The organism is Megamonas rupellensis DSM 19944 (assembly GCF_000378365.1).
Classification (GTDB): domain Bacteria; phylum Bacillota; class Negativicutes; order Selenomonadales; family Selenomonadaceae; genus Megamonas; species Megamonas funiformis.
Genome location: NZ_KB899575.1, coordinates 13,138 through 30,900 on the forward strand (window position 1 = coordinate 13,138; position 17,763 = coordinate 30,900).

Genomic DNA, 17,763 nt, shown 5'->3' on the forward strand with positions numbered 1-17,763 from the left:
ATCAACCGTCCTTTCTTTCAGAGCTTTTTTTAGCTTCAGCTACATCTCTTTTCTTTTTCTGAATAGCAGATGTAGCTGCATGTCCTGCGATACCGACAGCCATAGCACCAAGTGCAATACCACCAACTGTATCAATATTACCAAGACCTAGGCTACTAATACCTGGAACATCTGGTATACGTTCATATAATGGATCTTCATCCCAGAAGTTTTTGTTTGTACAACCGATACAACTTGCCCCAGATTGTACAGGATAAGATAAACCATTCCACCAACGAAGATTACCACAAGAGCTATAAGTTTCAGGTCCACGGCAACCTAATTTATATAAGCACCAACCTGCTTTAGCACCTTTATCATTGAAATCTTCAGCAAAAAGACCAGCATCAAAGAATGGACGACGATAGCAAGTATCATGCAAACGATTGCCAAAGAACTGTTTTGGACGTCCTTCATTATCTACAGGTGGTAATTTACCAAACATAGCATAATGAGCGATAACACCAGTCATTACTTCTGGAATTGGTGGGCAACCTGGTACATTGATAATAGGTTTATCACCAATAATATTAGGTACGCCAGTAGATTGTGTAGGATTTGGTCTAGCAGCTTGAATACCGCCCCATGCAGAGCAAGAACCATAGTTAATAATTGCAGCACAATGAGCTGCTGCTTCTTTTAACTGATTAATGAAAGCATGACCACCTACCATACAATAGCCAGAATCTGCAAGAACAGGTACTGCTCCTTCTACAGCCAAAATATATTGACCATCATATGCTTTAATAATTTCTTGAAGATGTTCTTCAAATGGTTGTCCGCTGGCAGCTGCTAAAGTATCGTCATACTCTAAAGCAATCATATTTAACACTACGTCAGATGCCATTGGTGCTCCAGAACGAATGAAGGCTTCACTACAGCCTGTACATTCATGACCATGAAGCCATACCACAACTGGTAATCTTTTTTCTGCTGCTTCTACAACTTCAGATAACATACTTGGAGCTATGCCAAGCATAGCAGCCATTGCTGTACAAGCTTTGATGAAGGAACGACGACTCATTCCTTTTTTTTGGTACATGTCCCAAATAGAATTATACTTTTCCACAGTACCCCTCCTAAATAAATTAAATACTAGACCCACTCATTTTTCCTGACTAAGGTATGAATGAAAAATATCATATTAGACCCAATATTTATATAAAATAATAAGAATATTATTTATTCCCTAATTAGATTTTTATAATATATGTAAATGCAAAAAACACATAATTTGTAGCTATATTTTTATATATTATTTTTATTATTTTATTAAATTATATAAAGTTTTCTTATACCTTGTATTATAGTTCTCTAGTTATTATATCGTCAAGCATTTTAAAAAGTTACAAATTATTTATGTAATTATACATTTAATATATTATTTAATGATTTTTCTTTACTCTCAATCTTCCACCTACAATATCACTAACAGGATTAATAGTTACAAATGCACCTTCATCTATATCTAAAACCATATTTTTTAATTTATCTATCTCTAATCTAGTTACTACACAATATAAAATTTTTCGTTTTTCTTTTGTATAACCACCTTCTCCATGAAGCACAGTTACACCTTTATCCATTTCCAACATCAAACGATTTAAAATATCCGTATGTTGTGAAGTAACTATCATTACAGAATAAGTTTCCTCTAAACCTTTTAAAACTACATCAATCATTTTAGCGATAACAAAATAAGCTACTAATGAATACATAGCTTTATCCCAGCCAAAAACTAAACTTGCACTACTTAAAATAAATAGATTTATAAACATGACAATTTCGCCAACAGAAAAAACTGTTTTCTTATCTGTCAAAATCGCCACAATTTCCGTTCCATCTAAAGAGCCACCATTGCGAATTATAAGACCCACACCTGTTCCTGTAATAATACCGCCAAAAACTGCTGCCAAAAAATAATCATTAGTTACAGGCAATACAGGTAAAAATACACTAGACCAAAATGACAATGATATTACAGCAAAAGTAGTCGCTATAGCAAAAGCTTTACCTATATGTTTATATCCTAAATATAAAAAAGGTAAGTTTATCAAAATTAAAAATGCACCGAAAGGAAGTCCTGTTATAGCACTGAGCATAATAGAAATACCTACTACGCCACCATCAATTATATTATTAGGAATTAAAAATATTTCTAACCCTATTGCTGTGATTATCGAACCAATAAAAATATAAATATATTTCTTCACGTACTGGCTCAATTTACTTTTTTTAGTATTCAATATGTAACCTCCTTTTTTATTTTAATCATATCATATTTATATATATATTCTCTATGAAAAAATACTTATGACAGAGATAATTATAATTTAATTGACCGATTTTGATTTATTTTAGCAGATTTCACCCATTTTATGATTGACTTTGAATGAGTTTGAGTGATATAATAATCTTGAAATGAGGTGAGCTTATGTTAACACAAGATCGTCATTGTGCTATTTTAAATTTACTAAAAACTAAATCTAGCGTTACTTTATTAGAATTAACTACTTTATTAAATACATCTGAATCTACTATTCGTCGTGATTTGACAGCACTTGATAAAGCTGGAAAGCTCCGTAAAGTCTATGGCGGAGCAACTAGCATTGATTTTTATACTGCTGATGAAAAAGACATTCACACTAAACATGATTTACAAATTACAGAAAAGAACTTAATCGCCAAAAAAGCTGCTAGTTTAGTAAAACCTCATGATTTAATTTATATTGATGCTGGTACTACTACAGAATTAATCATCGACCATTTAACTGAAAAAAAAGCAACCTATATAACAAATGGCATTATTCATGCTCAAAAATTAACTGATAAAGGTTTTAATGCTTTCATCATTGGTGGTCAATTAAAAAAATCTACTGGAGCTATTATCGGCACAACATCTATCGAAAATCTTCAACCTTATAATTTTACTAAAGGCTTCTTTGGCACAAATGGTATTAGCCTTCAGGCAGGGTTTTCTACTCCTGATAGTGTTGAAGCTTGTGTGAAAAAAACTGCTTTAAAACACTGTCAAGAAGCTTATGTCTTGGCTGACTCCACTAAATTTGACCAAATAACACCTATAACTTTTGCTAACTTAGAAGATGCCATCATCATCACTGACATCTTAAAAGATAAAAAATATCTTGATTATACAAATATCATGGAGGTGTTGTAAATGATTTATACTGTAACATTTAATCCTGCTATCGATTACATTGTTCGCATGCCAGAATTTATTGCTGGAGCTACTAACCGTGTAAATTATGAACAAGTTTTAGGTGGCGGAAAAGGTATAAACGTTTCTATCGTATTGAAAAATCTTGGTATTGATAGTACAGCTTTAGGCTTTATTTCCGGTTTCACTGGAAAAGAAATCATTCGCCAGCTTCATAGCTTTGGTTGTAAAAGTGATTTCATTGAATTACCAAATGGCTTTTCTCGTATAAATGTAAAAATTAAAACAAATGACGAAGAAACTGAAGTCAATGGTCAAGGCCCTGATATTCCAGCAAATGCTATTGAAGAATTATTTGCTAAATTAGATAAATTAACTGCTGGTGATACTTTAGTTTTAGCTGGTAGTATTCCTAAAACTTTGCCAGATGATATCTATGAAAAAATCATGGCTCGTTTAGAAAATCGCAACATCAATATCGTTGTTGATGCTACTAAAAATCTCTTACTTAATGTTTTAAAATATCGTCCATTCTTAATTAAACCTAACAACCATGAATTAGCTGAAATGTTTAATGTTACTTTAACTTGCAATGATGACATCATCACTTATGCTAAAAAACTCCAAGATATGGGAGCTAAAAATGTATTAGTTTCTATGGGTAAAGATGGTGCTATCTTAGTAGCTGAAGATGGTTCCATAACATATAGCCCTGTTCCTAAAGGAAAATTAGTAAACTCCATCGGTGCTGGAGATTCCATGGTTGCTGGTTTCTTAACAGGCTATATTGAAACAAATAGCTATGAAAAAGCTTTCTATATGGGAGTTGCTACTGGTTCTGCTTCTGCTTTCTCTGAAAATTTAGCAACTCGCAGTGAAGTTGAAGCTTTATTAAAAACTTTAAATAACTAACTTCATAAAAGTTAATAATATTAAGGAGATATATTAAATGAAAATTACCGACTTATTAAAACCAGTTAGTATTCAATTAAATGTTGCTCCGCCAAAATCCAAAACTGAAGCTATTGAAATCTTAGCTGATTTAATGGAAAAAAGCGGTAACCTCAATAACAAAGAAGAATACTTAAAAGCCGTAATAGCTCGTGAAGAATCTGGTTCCACTGGATTAGGCGATGGTATCGCTACACCACATGCAAAAAGCGCTGCTGTAAAAGAAGCTGGTCTTGCTGCTATGGTTATTCCTGATGGTATGGACTTTGAAGCTTTAGATGGCAATCCATCTCGCTTATTCTTCATGATTGCAGCTCCAGATACTGCAAGTGATTTACATGTAGAATTATTAAGTAAACTCGCTATGATGGTAATGGATCCTGATTTTAAAGAATCCTTAATCGCTGCAAAATCTGTAGATGAATTCTTAAAATTAATCAATGATAAAGAAAATCCACCAACTGAAGAAGAAACTAAAGCAGAAACTGCACCTGCCAAAGAAGAAACTTCTACTGGTTATGATGTATTAGCTGTTACAGCTTGCCCTACTGGTATCGCTCATACTTATATGGCAGCTGAATCCTTAGAACAACATGCTAAACGCAAAAATATTTCCATCAAAGTTGAAACAAATGGCGCTGGCGGTAGAAAAAATGTATTAACTGATGAAGATATCGCTAATGCAAAATGTATTATCGTTGCTGCTGATAAAAATGTACCAATGGCTCGTTTCAATGGTAAACACGTTATCATTACTAAAGTAGCTAATGGTATCAATAAAGCTGATGAACTTTTAGATAAAGCAATGGTTCAAGATGCTCCTATATATAAAGGTTCTGGCGATGATGACAGTGCTTCCACTGCTTCTAGTGAAAATGAAAGTATCGGCCGTCAACTTTATAAACACTTAATGAATGGTGTTTCTCATATGCTTCCATTCGTTGTTGGCGGTGGTATCTTAATCGCTATTGCATTCTTAGTCGATGTTTATGATCCAGCTAATCCTTCTAATTTCGGTTCTAATACTCCACTTGCTGCCTTCTTCAAAAATGTCGGCGGTGTTTCTTTCGGATTTATGCTTCCTGTACTTGCTGGATTTATCGGTATGAGTATTGCTGACCGCCCAGGTCTTGTTGCTGGTTTCGTTGGTGGTGCTATGGCAAACACTGGTGGTTCTGGTTTCTTGGGTGCTTTAATCGCAGGTTTTGCTGCTGGTTATATCATTTTAGGTCTTAGAAAAGTTTGCAAAGTATTACCTGAATCTCTCGAAGGTATCAAAACTATCTTAATCTATCCTTTATTTGGTGTATTATTGATGGGTATTGCTATTACCTTCATTATCAACCCTCCTGTAAGTGCTATTAATACATGGCTTGTTGAAACATTAAAAGGTATGGATCCTAGTAGCCGTATTTTAATCGGTATTATCGTTGGCGGTATGATGTCCATCGATATGGGTGGCCCATTCAACAAAGCAGCATATGTAACAGGTACTGCTCTTTTAGCTGATGGTGAATTTGGTATTATGGCTTCTGTTATGGCAGGTGGTATGGTTCCTCCAATTGCTATTGCTCTTTGTACTACATTCTTTGGCAATCGCTTCACTGAAGCTGAAAGAAAATCTGGTATCACAAACTATGTAATGGGATTATCTTTCATCACTGAAGGTGCAATTCCATTTGCTGCTGCTGACCCTGCTCGTGTAATTCCATCTTGTGTTATCGGGTCTGCTGTGGCTGGTGCTTTGTCTATGGCTTTTGAATGTACTCTTCGTGCTCCTCACGGTGGTATTTTCGTTGTTCCAACAATCGGAAATCCTCTCATGTACTTATTAGCTATAGCTATAGGTGCTGTCGTTTCTATGATTCTCTTAGCTATTTTAAAAAAACCATTAAATAAATAATAATAATAAAATCAATGCAGATTAATTTCTGCATTGATTTTTTATTGACCAAAGCTAACAAATAAGGCTCTAATACTTGCAAAACAGTGTAAACTTTTATAAAATAATATTAGGAAATATACCATAATATAATTTACTTTTAGTCATTTTATTCAGATATATAAATCCCTATTTCTAGCTATAATTAAATTTAAAACTATATTAAATTTTATATTAGTAGGCAGATATCGTTATATTCCAATTTACAATATATTGCTTATTTAGCTAATATATATATACATTAGTAGTATTATTTATATTTTTATATAGCTAAAATTTATTATAATATTATTTTTATTTATAGTCATTAGGAGGTATTTACTATATTGGAAACTCGCACTAATCAAAAGGAAAAACTTCACATTATAGCAATAAAGGGTAAATTAGATATATCTACTGCACAACAAGCAAAAATTGAAATTTTAGATAAAATGACTTCTGGTGACAATATTATAATTGATATGTCTGATTGTAATTACATTTCTAATTATGGTCTATATTTACTTTCTAATATTGCCAACAAAGCTAAATTATTAAATATAAAAGCAATCTTTGTTTCCATAATTGATAAAATATCAGAAATATTTGATTTAACAGGTTTAACAGATACAATTGAACTCGCTCCTTCAATTGATGATGCTATAAAAAAATATGCTCTGATACATTAATGAGGTGTTATCATGCAATTAGATATTCTGCCTACTGATACGTTCAAACAATTTAAAATTAGACGCGGATTTTTCCGCTTAAACGGCTCCTCTATTGTTCCTGGAGGAGTTAATTTTTGCATATATTCAGCTGGTGCTACAAGTTGTGAATTAGTATTATTCAAAGACAGAGCACCTAAACCTTTTGCGATAATTCCATATCCTGAAAATTATCGTGTTGGCAATGTTTTTGCCATGATTGTACTTGATTTAGATTATGAAAATATAGAATATGGTTTTCGCATTGATGGAAAATATGATAAAACCACTGGCGATATTTACGACCGTCATAAAATCATCTTAGACCCTTATGCTAAAATGATTTCAGGACGTAATGAATGGGGTGTATTACCTGACAAAAATAATATATTTCAATATCGCTCTAAAGTAGTAATTAGTGATTTTGAACTTGATTCTGATTTACCACAAAAAGCAGACCATAGTGATTTAATCATTTATGAAGCACATTTGCGAGGTTTTACTCGTCATAAATCTTCAAAAGTAAAACATCCTGGAACTTATGCTGGATTTATCGAAAAAATCCCTTATCTCAAAGAATTGGGTATCAATGCTGTTGAATTTTTACCAATCTTTGAATTTGATGAAAACGAAGATGTCATTAACGATACTATTCGTTATGATAGTAAAGGTAATCGCCTTTTAAATTACTGGGGATATAATCCAATATCTTTTTTTGCGCCTAAAGCAGGCTATGCTGCTAGTGGAAAATACTCCATGCAAAATTATGAATTTAAAAATCTAATTAAAGAATTACATAAAAATAATATAAAAGTTATTCTTGATGTTGTTTTTAATCATACAGCAGAAGGCGATGAACGTGGCCCATATATATCCTTTAAGGGTATTGATAATAAAGCCTATTATATTCTAGGGCCAAATGGTGAATATTATAATTTCAGTGGTTGTGGTAATACTTTAAATTGTAACAATCCAATTGTTCGCCAAATGATTTTAAACTGTCTACGCCATTGGACAGCTGAATATCATATTGATGGCTTCCGTTTTGACTTAGCTTCCATCTTAGGACGCAATCAAGATGGTTCTCCTATGAGTAACCCTCCACTTTTAGAATTATTGACCTTCGACCCATTGCTCAATAATACTATTTTAATTGCTGAAGCATGGGACGCTGGTGGATTATATCAAGTAGGTACATTCCCTGCTTATGGTAAATGGTCTGAATGGAATGGTCATTATCGTGATGATGTTCGCCATTTCCTCAAAGGTGATTTAGGTTTTGCTCAAGCTATAGTAAATCGTATCACTGGTTCTGAAGATATTTACAATCCTTCTAATCGAGGTAATTATGCTTCCATCAACTTCATTACTTGTCATGATGGCTTCACATTGTGGGATTTATTCTCTTACAATGAAAAACACAATGAAGAAAATGGTTGGAATAATACAGATGGTGCTAATGATAATATCAGTTGGAACTGTGGTGTTGAAGGCGAAACAACAAACCCTGAAATTTTGACTTTGCGTAGAAAAATGGTGCGCAATGCTGCAACAATCTTATTCTGTAGCATTGGTATTCCTATGCTTTTAGCTGGTGATGAGTTCTGTAATTCTCAATTTGGCAATAATAATGCTTACTGCCAAGATAATGAAACTTCATGGTTGAATTGGAACCAATTACAAGAAAATCATGACATGTTCTTATTCTTCAAACAGCTAATTGCGTTTAGAAAAGAACATCCTCTTTTCCGCCGTGCTTCTGAGGGTACACCTAAAAATTATCCTGCTGTAAGCTTACATGGTATTAATCCATGGCAGTTTGACTCTTCTCATGGCAATCGTGTTGTCTGTATTATGTTGACAGGCAAAACAGAAGATGGTCGTGATGATTTTATCTATATCGCTATCAATGCTCACTGGGAAAATCATCGCATTAATTTACCATCACTTCCACATGATACGCCTTGGCAGTTAATTATCAATACAGAATTTGATGATAAAGCATTTATCAAACCACAAAATAGACCTAAAATTTACCAACAAAATACATTAAATGCTAGGTCTGTATCTGTATATAATGCTATAATATAGTTATTATATATTTGAGGAGGGATTTTTATGTCTCAAAAATTTTATATTTGTTCACACTGCGGTAATATCATTGCTTTTGTAAAAGATAAAGGCGTGCCTGTTATCTGCTGTGGTGAAAAAATGAAAGAAATTATTCCTGGTACTACTGATGCTGCTGTAGAAAAACACGTTCCTGTGATTTCTCAAGAAGGAAATATTGTTACTGTTTCTGTAGGCTCTGTTGAACATCCTATGATTCCTGAACATTATATTGAATGGATATCACTTGAAACAAATAAAGGCAATCAACGTAAGGTACTACAACCTAATACTCCTCCAACAGCTCAATTTGCTCTTTTAGATGGTGAAGAAGTAATTACAGCTTATGCTTATTGCAATCTTCACAGCCTTTGGAAAGCTTAATATAAAAAACAAAGCCACTCATTATTTATCACTATAATGAGTGGCTATTTTTATTTTTTATATCCAGTTTCAAAATCGACAATATTTTTTAATTCTTTGCCATCTATCAAAGCTTGCAAATTACCTTTAGCGATATTCACTATATTATCTAAGGTCTTTGCCAAATGATATTGACCTGCTGTATGTGGTGTAATATGCAGATTTTTTGTCTGCCATAAAGCACTTGTTTGTGGTAATGGCTCTATATGCGTTACATCAATAGCAGCACCTGCTAAATGATTTGAATTTAAAGCTTCTATTAAATCATCTTCAACTACAGCACTTCCACGACCTGCATTAATAAAGAAGGCACCTTTTTTCATCAAAGCGAATTTTTCTTTATCAAAAATCTGATAAGTCGCTTTCGTTCCTGGCAATACAGTAGCTACTATATCAACTTTAGGTAAATACTCATTTAATTTATCTAGACTAACTAATTCATCCACATAGTCTGGTTTTTCACCAAGGCGACGCTTAATACCGATTACTTTTGCACCTAGGGCTTTTACTCGTTTAGCAAAACAACTTCCTATATCACCTAAACCCACAACTAAGATAGTAGACTCAAAAATAGAAGTTACTTCGCCTTCATCTTTCCATAGAGATTGTTTTTGATTATCGTGATAACTATATAATTTTTTCTGCATAGCCATCAATACAGCAAGCATATATTCAGATAAAGCTAAACCATATGCCCCTGTAGCATTAGTCAATATAGTCTGCATTGGCAAAATATCTTTTTCACAGTATCCATCAGTACCTGCGCTATTTAATTGCAACCATCTTAAATTTTTAGCATCTTTCAATAGACTCGGCTTAACATTGCCAATAATTGCCTCCACATTTTCCACTAGTTCTTTGCCTGGATTGCGTTCATAAATAAATTCTACTTGAGGAAAATTTTGAGCCATTAATACTTTATGCTTATCTTTAAATGGCATCACTACTAAAACTTTCATCTATATCACCTCTATATTTTAATAAAAACCTTCAAAAAATACTCTAACTAATTTTTCTAAAGATTTTTGGTCATCTTTCCCCATAGTTTCTCGTGCTGAATGCATAGCTAAAATAGGAATACCTACATCTAATGTTCTCATAGTCAATAAAGCGGAAGCCATCGAGCCTATAGTTGACCCACCTGGAATATCTGAATTATTTACATACATCTGATAATTTATTTTATATTTTTCACATAAAGCTCTTACGATAGCAATAGCTTCAGCATCTCCTGCATACGATTGACTAGCTGCCATTTTTATAGCCAAACCTTTATTTAATATTGGTTTATTAGTCAAATCATTTTTTTCTACATAATTAGGGTGCATAGCATGAGCTACATCTATAGATAACATAAAGCTCTTTGCTAAATCTGCCAAAAATGCCTGTCTAGTATAGCCAAATGCCATATAAATGCGTTCAATTACATTTGCCAAAACATTAGAAGCTCCGCCTTGTTTTGTTCTACTGCCCACTTCTTCATTATCAAATAAAACGGCTATATCTAAACCTACCTTACGCTTGTCAGCGATAATTCCTTCGATACAAGCTTTAACAGAAGTTATATTATCTAGTCTAGGTGCTGTTACTAATTCACTTGCAAAACCTAAATAATATGGAGTTTCTACTTGATATACAGTTAAATCATAGCTCAAAATCTCCTCTTGAGCGCAAGATAATTCTTCCGCTAACAATTTAATTAATTTACTATTATCATTTGCTAATTCATCTTCACTATTATTTTCAGTTTGCATAAAAGCTAAAGGCAACATTTCTTTTTGTTTACTTATACTTTTACCTGAATTAATACTTCTATCCATGTGAATAGCAAGATTAGGAATAATCATCAATGGTCGTTTAAAATCTACAAATCTCGCATCTGGCTGATAACAATCTTGACCTTTCAAAACGACTTTTCCCGCTATGGATAATGGTCTATCAAACCATGTATTTAAAATCATACCACCATAAATTTCTACATTTAATTTGCCATAATCATTTTGCATAATATCAGCACTAGGTTTTATCTTTAAACAAGGAAAATCTGTATGGCTGACAGCAATTTTCATACCTTCACGCAAATTTTGATGTGGAATAAATGCAATCAATGTTGAATCATATATCTTCGTAAAATATTTTTTATCTGCTTTTAACTGCCAATCTTCACTAAAATCGACTTCTTCAAAGCCATTTTTTATCAAATATGATTGTGCATTTAAAACTGTATGAAATGATGATGTTGAATTGTTAATAAAATTAAATAATGAACCTGTGTAACTCATAAAATCAATCCTCAAAAAATTTAATAAAAATTCTATCAAATTTATTATACTAATATAAATTTATAACATTCAATAACTATTTATAAAAATAAAAAAGAGTATGGCTTACACCATACTCTTTTAATAATCCTATCTATATCAAATTATTTACCGAAGTAACGTTTTAAGAGGCCATTGAAGCCACAACCATGACGAGCTTCGTCTTTAGCCATTTCATGAACTGTATCATGAACTGCATCTAAGCCAAGTTCTTTAGCTAAAGTAGCAAGTTCTTTTTTACCAGCGCATGCACCATGTTCAGCAGCAACACGGAGTTCAAGATTTTTCTTAGTGCTGTCAGTTACAACTTCACCGAGAAGTTCAGCAAATTTTGCAGCATGTTCTGCTTCTTCAAAAGCATAACGTTTGTAAGCATCAGCGATTTCAGGATAACCTTCACGTTCAGCAACACGGCTCATAGCGAGGTACATACCAACTTCTGTGCATTCGCCAGTGAAGTTCTGCTGTAAACCTTCGATAATGCGAGGGTCAGCACCTTTTGCTACGCCTACACGATGTTCGTCAGCGAATACTAATTCACCGGATTGTTCTACAAATTTATCTGCTGGTGCTTTACAAATTGGGCACTGTTCTGGTGCGCTTTCACCTTCATATACATAACCACAAATACTGCAAACCCATTTTTTCATTATAAATTCCTCCAATACTTAGATATATACACATTAAATAAATTGATAATTTCTAATTCCTTATCAATATTGTTTGTTCCTTATGTGTATATTATATGATTATACTAACAATAAATCAAACGCTAAAAATTCCATATTATCTCCTTTTTTCTCCTATTTTCTTTTATATTCTTCATTATTCTATGTTTTACTAAATAAAATTAATTTTTTATAGCTTTTTTTTACTTTTTAATAATTATTATCATTTAGTTATATACTTAAAAAAATACATTAAATAAACTGTAGATATACTTATTTTATGATACAATTAATATACAAAGAATTTAAAATATGAGGATATTCACTCCAGGGAGGTTTTTTTGTTGATAGGTATTATAGTTACAGGACATGGTAACTTTGCATCTGGCCTTGCTTCATCTATTGAAGTTATTGCTGGCAAACAAGATAAATTTGAAGCGATTGATTTTCCTATCGGTTCTACAAATACAGAATTAGCTAAACAATTACAAGAAGCTGTTGAACGTTTAAATTGTTCTGATATTATTTTCTGCACAGATATAGCAGGCGGTACACCTTTTAATCAAAGTGTTATTTTATCTACACATTTACCAAATAGTAAGGTTATCAGTGGAACTAATGTTCCTGTTTTATTAGAAGCACTCTTTAGCAGAGCTAATCAAACAGCTTTAAGTTTATCTGAAATTTTAGTTGATAGTCATCAGTCCAGAATTCAAGTATTCCAATCTCGTTCTCAGAATAAAAAAAATCGAGGAAGTGTTCTTAATGACTAAAATTGCTATTAAGGCTCAAAAAATTTTCACTGCTGATTTTATTGAAAGCAACAAATATCTAGTCATTGAAGATAATAAATTTGCTGGATTTTTCTCTAAAGAAAACGTTGAAAAAGAAAATATTCCTGTAAAAGAATATAATGATGCATTCATTATTCCAGGTCTTATTGATACTCATATCCATGGTGCTGTAGGTCATGACACTATGGACTCCACTCCAGAGGCTTTAAAAAGCATTGGGGATTATCTTTTAACTCAAGGTACTACTACATGGATGCCAACTACAGTAACAGCTCCACTTGAAGATATCAATAAAGCTATTGCCAATGTAGCTGAATGTAAAGATACATTAAATAGTGCTCGTATTCTTGGTATGTTCATTGAAGGACCTTATATCACAAGCAAACACAAAGGAGCTCACCCTGAAGAACATATTCGCCCATTAAATAAAGAAGAAATCGAAAAAATGGCTGAATATAACACTGTAAAATCCATTATCATTGCACCTGAAAAAGAAGATGCACCAAAATTCACTAAATGGATAACACAAGATTTAAAAATCAAAGTTTCCTTAGGTCATAGCAGTGCAAATTACGAAGAAGCTTGTGCTTGTTTTGATATGGGTGCTGATGCTGGTGTTCATACTTACTGTGCTATGGAACAACTCCATCATCGCAATCCTAATTTATTAGGTGCTATCATGACTCGCAATGATGTATATGCCGAACTCATTGCTGATGGTATTCATGTTTCTTTACCAGCTATGAAAATTCTCTTACAGAATAAACCAAAAGATAAAGCTTTACTCGTAAGTGATGCAATTCAAGGCACTGGCTTAAAAGATGGTCGCTATATGCTTGGCACTTTACCATTTAATGTAAAAGATGGAATTGCTCGCATTGATAGTGGTAATCTCGCTGGCAGTACAACAACTCTTTTAAAAGAAGTTCGTCGCCTCATCTTAGAATTACATGAAAATCCTATTCATGCTGTTAATATGGCATCATTAAATCCAGCAAAACGCTTCGGTGTTGATGATGAACTTGGCAGCATTGCCGTTGGTAAAAAAGCCGACTTCCTTATCATAACTCCTGATTATGAACTCAAAGAAACTTGGCTCGATGGAAAATGTGTATTTAAAGCTTAATAATTGATAAAAAACACTTTCTAATTTTTATTTAGAAAGTGTTTTTAGTTTTTGCAGTAATATAGTTTTTATATTATAATTAAGAATTAAGGTTTATCAATTATTAAACTATCTCTTAATGAAAGGATTTTTTTATGAAAAATACTAAGCTACGACCCTTAACTGAAAGTAGCCTATTGACTGCTATAACAGTAATCATTGCTATGGCAGGAATTTATATACCTTTTATTATTTTATTTTGGACTTTACCTATTACAATTATTACAGCCAAACATAATCTTAAATATGGTATATTTAGTGCTTTAATTGCTAGTATTTTATTATGTGTATTTTTAACACCTGTTACTGCCATACCACTTGTCCTAGGTTCAGTGCCTCTAGCTTTAACTTTAGGTTTTGGCTATAATCATTGTTGGTCTGCTGTAAAGATTTTTGCTACATCTTTTGTAGCTTCAATCATTGGTGTATGTCTATTTTTAATATGTACCTTCTATCTCACAGGTATAAATTTATTTGTAGACCAATTAGATGCTTTTAAAACAGCTATGCTTGATACAAATGAAATGTTTAATTCTATGGGCATAACTTCCGAAGCTATGATTGATGCACAAAGACAAACTCAGCATTTAATAGAAACTCTTGCGCTTGTCTTACCTATGATTTTTATTTTAAATGCTGTAATAAAATTAGTGATTAATTATATTGCTAGTTCTTTTTTATTAAAACGCTTGGGAACTACAAATATTAATTCTTTGCCACCATTTAGATTATGGCGTTTCCCTAAAGTTTTCATATATATATATGCCTTTTCTTTAATCGGCATGTATTGGGGCGATACTCGCAGTATTACTCTACTTTATCAAATTGCTCTAAACACTTATTTATGTGCTAATGTCTTAGGTTTAGTACAAGGTTTATCTGTCATAAGATTTTTTTATAAATTAAAAAATTGGCCAACTGCTGTTTGGATTTTCATTATCATTATGTTATGTCTAAACATGATAATTGCTCAAATCATTGCTCTTGCTGGCTTCTTTGATATGATTTTTGATTATCGAAAGAAATTCAAAAATAGCAATGATGTTTAGGAGGTAATTTTATGCCTAATAAATTATCCACTTGGATTGATATATGTGTTACTTTAATAGTTTCTTTGATATTATTAGTCATATTATTTCAATACAATTGGTATATATTTAGTGGCGGTATTGTTTTATGGATATGTTTATTCTTTTATCTAAAAGAACGCAGTATTGAACGACGCAAAAATCTAAAAGCTTACTATGAAAATGTCATTAAAAATGTAAATGAATTATCTAATTATGCTTTGGAACAATTACCTCAAGTAATCATGGTTATCAATAAAGATTTACGTTTAGAATGGTATAATCATGAATTAGAACGCTGGCTCAAGCAACCACCTGAAATAGGTTCTTTTATAACTGATATTTGGCCAAACATTCCTATCGATAATATTTGGAACCGCAATGGTCAATATATCTTTTCTCAAGATAATAAATTCTACATGGTAATCTATCGACCAGTAAATACTGATGACGATAGCCATTTAATGACTTTATATATCTATGATATTTCAGAATATGAACGTTTTAAATTAGATACAGCTATGCGTACTATGGTATTTGGCTATATCCAAATAGATAATTATGATGACGTTATGCAAGGGTTAAGTGAAGCTCAACGTACATCTATCTTATTTGAAGTCAATAGTCTTTTAGATAAATGGTCTCATTCTCTAGGTGGATTACTTCGTCGTATCTCTGATGATATGTATGTAATCATCTTAGAACGCCATGCTCTTGATTTAGCTGTCAGTGAAAAATTCGATATCTTAGACAAAGTTCGCAATCTTCATGGCGATAACAAATTCCCTGTTACTTTGAGTATCGGTTTAATCCAAAGCAGACCAAAAACTTCTATGGAAGAATTAGGTGCTCTTGCTCAATCTCACCTTGACTTAGTATTAGGTAGAGGTGGAGACCAGGTAGCTGTTGACTTAGATGGTAAAGTTCAATTCTTTGGTGGAAAATCCAAAGCTGTAGAAAAACATACCCGTGTAAAAGCTCGCGTTGTCGCTCATGCTGTTTTTGAACGCATGGAAGCTGCTGATGTTGTGTTTGTTATGGGACATCACAATGAAGATTTTGATAGTTTAGGCTCTGCCATAGGTGTATCGCGTATGGCTCGTCAAATGGGAAAACCTGTTTATATCATTTTAAGTGATATGAATGAAGGCATAGATAAATTAATCAGTCTTTGCAAAACTGATAAAGACTTTGAAAATCTCTTTATCACGCAAAAAGAAGCGCTAGCAATGACTGCTTTAAATCCTGTATTATTCGTAGTCGATACACATATACCTCATCTTGTGGCTAGTCCTGATTTATTGCAATCAATAAATCATGTCATTGTAATCGACCATCATCGTCGTTCTGAAAATGTAATCAAAAATGCATTATTAATCTATATTGAGCCATATTCTTCTTCTACAAGTGAATTGGTAACTGAATTATTGATGTATTTCAATGAAAATATCAAGTTATCACGTTTAGAAGCTACTGCTCTTTATTCTGGTATAGTTGTCGATACGAAAAACTTCCGTGTCAATACTGGTGTTCGTACATTTGATGCTGTATCGCATTTACGTCGTTGTGGTGCTGACCCTGAAGTAGTTCATTATTTATTCCGCACAGATTATGAAACTAATCTTGCTGAATGTACTGCTATTGCTAATTCTATTTTCTATCCAGAAGGTTTAGTTGTAGCAGTTTGCCCTGATAATGCCAATAGTATTCAAGCTATATCAGGAAAAATCGCTGATGATTTATTGGGAATTGAAAATGTACGCGTGAGTATTGTATTTTTCCGCTTAAAAGATAATGTCATTGGTGTAAGCGCTCGTTCCACTGGTGAAATCAATGTCCAAGTCATCATGGAACAATTTGGTGGTGGCGGTCATCAAAATGTGGCTGGCTCTCAAGTAAAAAATAGACCTTTAAAAGAATTAAAACAAGATGTAGTAAATACTACATTGTCATATATGAAAGAGGCTGATAAGAATGAAAGTAATAATGTTGCAAGATCTTAAAAAAGTTGGTAAAAAAGGCGATATCGTAGAAGTTGCTGAAGGATATGGTAGAAATTTCCTCATCGCTAAAAAATATGCAGTAGAAGCAACTAAACAAAATATAAATGTAGCTCAAGCTCAGAAAAAATCTGCTGAACGCAAAAAACAACAAGCTAGTGATGAAGCTCGTTTAATGGCTTCGCAATTATCCCAAGTAGAAATCACTATTCCTGTTCGCGTTGGCGAAGGCAGTCGTTTATTCGGCTCTGTTACAAGTAAAGATGTTGCTTTAACACTTAAAGAAAAACACAATATTGATATTGATAAACGCAAAATCGATATAAAAAATATAACTTGTCTCGGTGATTACACTGCAACAATCAAAGTTCACCCTGAAATAACAAGTACAATCACTGTACACGTTGTAGAAAAATAAGA

16 protein-coding genes are annotated in these 17,763 nt (G+C 32.8%); 11 read left to right on the forward strand and 5 right to left on the reverse strand.

The annotated features are described in order from the left end of the window. Position 1: 1 nt before the first annotated feature. Together F553_RS0105125 and F553_RS0105130 are read right to left on the reverse strand one after the other, a co-directional pair. Positions 2-1,108, reverse strand: coding sequence for a hydrogenase small subunit (locus F553_RS0105125; protein WP_018999261.1), 1,107 nt, complete (start codon positions 1,106-1,108; stop codon positions 2-4). 316 nt (positions 1,109-1,424) lie between these two features. Next, the gene (locus F553_RS0105130) at positions 1,425-2,285 is read right to left on the reverse strand and encodes a YitT family protein (RefSeq protein WP_018999262.1); all 861 of its coding nucleotides are present in this window, start codon (positions 2,283-2,285) and stop codon (positions 1,425-1,427) included. 188 nt (positions 2,286-2,473) lie between these two features. Here F553_RS0105130 and F553_RS0105135 point away from each other — a divergent pair, with 188 nt between their 5' ends. From F553_RS0105135 to F553_RS0105160, 6 genes are all read left to right on the forward strand, one after another. Next, positions 2,474-3,217 carry a DeoR/GlpR family DNA-binding transcription regulator gene (locus tag F553_RS0105135; protein WP_008539134.1) on the forward strand — a complete coding sequence of 248 codons (744 nt, stop codon included), beginning with the start codon at positions 2,474-2,476 and terminating at the stop codon, positions 3,215-3,217. Next, positions 3,218-4,129: a 1-phosphofructokinase gene (gene pfkB / locus F553_RS0105140; protein ID WP_008539135.1), complete on the forward strand. Its 912-nt coding sequence runs from the start codon at positions 3,218-3,220 to the stop codon at positions 4,127-4,129. A 37-nt stretch (positions 4,130-4,166) separates the two neighbouring features. Then, positions 4,167-6,071 carry a PTS fructose transporter subunit IIABC gene (locus tag F553_RS0105145; RefSeq protein WP_018999263.1) on the forward strand — a complete coding sequence of 635 codons (1,905 nt, stop codon included), beginning with the start codon at positions 4,167-4,169 and terminating at the stop codon, positions 6,069-6,071. Between the two features lie 365 nt (positions 6,072-6,436). Then, positions 6,437-6,778 (forward strand): STAS domain-containing protein, encoded by a 342-nt coding sequence (locus tag F553_RS0105150; RefSeq protein ID WP_018999264.1) that lies wholly within the window; start codon positions 6,437-6,439, stop codon positions 6,776-6,778. Positions 6,779-6,790: 12 nt separating this feature from the next. Beyond that, entirely contained in the window at positions 6,791-8,887 is a 2,097-nt protein-coding gene (locus F553_RS0105155; RefSeq protein WP_018999265.1) for a glycogen debranching protein, read from the forward strand. 27 nt (positions 8,888-8,914) lie between these two features. Further along, a complete protein-coding gene (locus F553_RS0105160) occupies positions 8,915-9,289 on the forward strand; it encodes a desulfoferrodoxin family protein (protein ID WP_008539141.1) in 375 nt (124 codons plus the stop codon). Between the two features lie 50 nt (positions 9,290-9,339). On the opposite strand, the gene F553_RS0105165 is transcribed toward F553_RS0105160, so the two are convergent. The 3 genes from F553_RS0105165 to F553_RS0105175 form a co-directional block, all read right to left on the reverse strand. After that, positions 9,340-10,287 carry a D-2-hydroxyacid dehydrogenase gene (locus tag F553_RS0105165; protein ID WP_018999266.1) on the reverse strand — a complete coding sequence of 316 codons (948 nt, stop codon included), beginning with the start codon at positions 10,285-10,287 and terminating at the stop codon, positions 9,340-9,342. Between the two features lie 18 nt (positions 10,288-10,305). After that, a complete protein-coding gene (locus F553_RS0105170) occupies positions 10,306-11,610 on the reverse strand; it encodes a M18 family aminopeptidase (RefSeq protein WP_018999267.1) in 1,305 nt (434 codons plus the stop codon). A gap of 143 nt (positions 11,611-11,753) precedes the next feature. Beyond that, a complete protein-coding gene (locus tag F553_RS0105175) occupies positions 11,754-12,299 on the reverse strand; it encodes an NADH peroxidase (RefSeq protein ID WP_008539147.1) in 546 nt (181 codons plus the stop codon). Between the two features lie 362 nt (positions 12,300-12,661). Between F553_RS0105175 and agaF the strand changes: the two genes are divergently transcribed. The 5 genes from agaF (at position 12,662) to rplI (ending at position 17,761) form a co-directional block, all read left to right on the forward strand. After that, entirely contained in the window at positions 12,662-13,090 is a 429-nt protein-coding gene (agaF, locus tag F553_RS11690; RefSeq protein WP_018999268.1) for a PTS galactosamine/N-acetylgalactosamine transporter subunit IIA, read from the forward strand. Beyond that, on the forward strand, positions 13,083-14,237 hold the full coding sequence (nagA, locus tag F553_RS0105185) for an N-acetylglucosamine-6-phosphate deacetylase (RefSeq protein WP_018999269.1): 1,155 nt from the start codon (positions 13,083-13,085) through the stop codon (positions 14,235-14,237). Before agaF ends, nagA begins: the two co-directional genes overlap by 8 nt. A gap of 134 nt (positions 14,238-14,371) precedes the next feature. Continuing rightward, complete coding sequence (locus F553_RS0105190; protein ID WP_026296936.1) at positions 14,372-15,325, forward strand: YybS family protein; 954 nt, start codon at positions 14,372-14,374, stop codon at positions 15,323-15,325. Positions 15,326-15,336: 11 nt separating this feature from the next. Then, the gene (locus tag F553_RS0105195; RefSeq protein ID WP_018999271.1) at positions 15,337-17,346 is read left to right on the forward strand and encodes a DHH family phosphoesterase; all 2,010 of its coding nucleotides are present in this window, start codon (positions 15,337-15,339) and stop codon (positions 17,344-17,346) included. After that, positions 17,318-17,761, forward strand: coding sequence for a 50S ribosomal protein L9 (gene rplI / locus F553_RS0105200; protein ID WP_008539152.1), 444 nt, complete (start codon positions 17,318-17,320; stop codon positions 17,759-17,761). Before F553_RS0105195 ends, rplI begins: the two co-directional genes overlap by 29 nt. Positions 17,762-17,763: the final 2 nt, after the last annotated feature.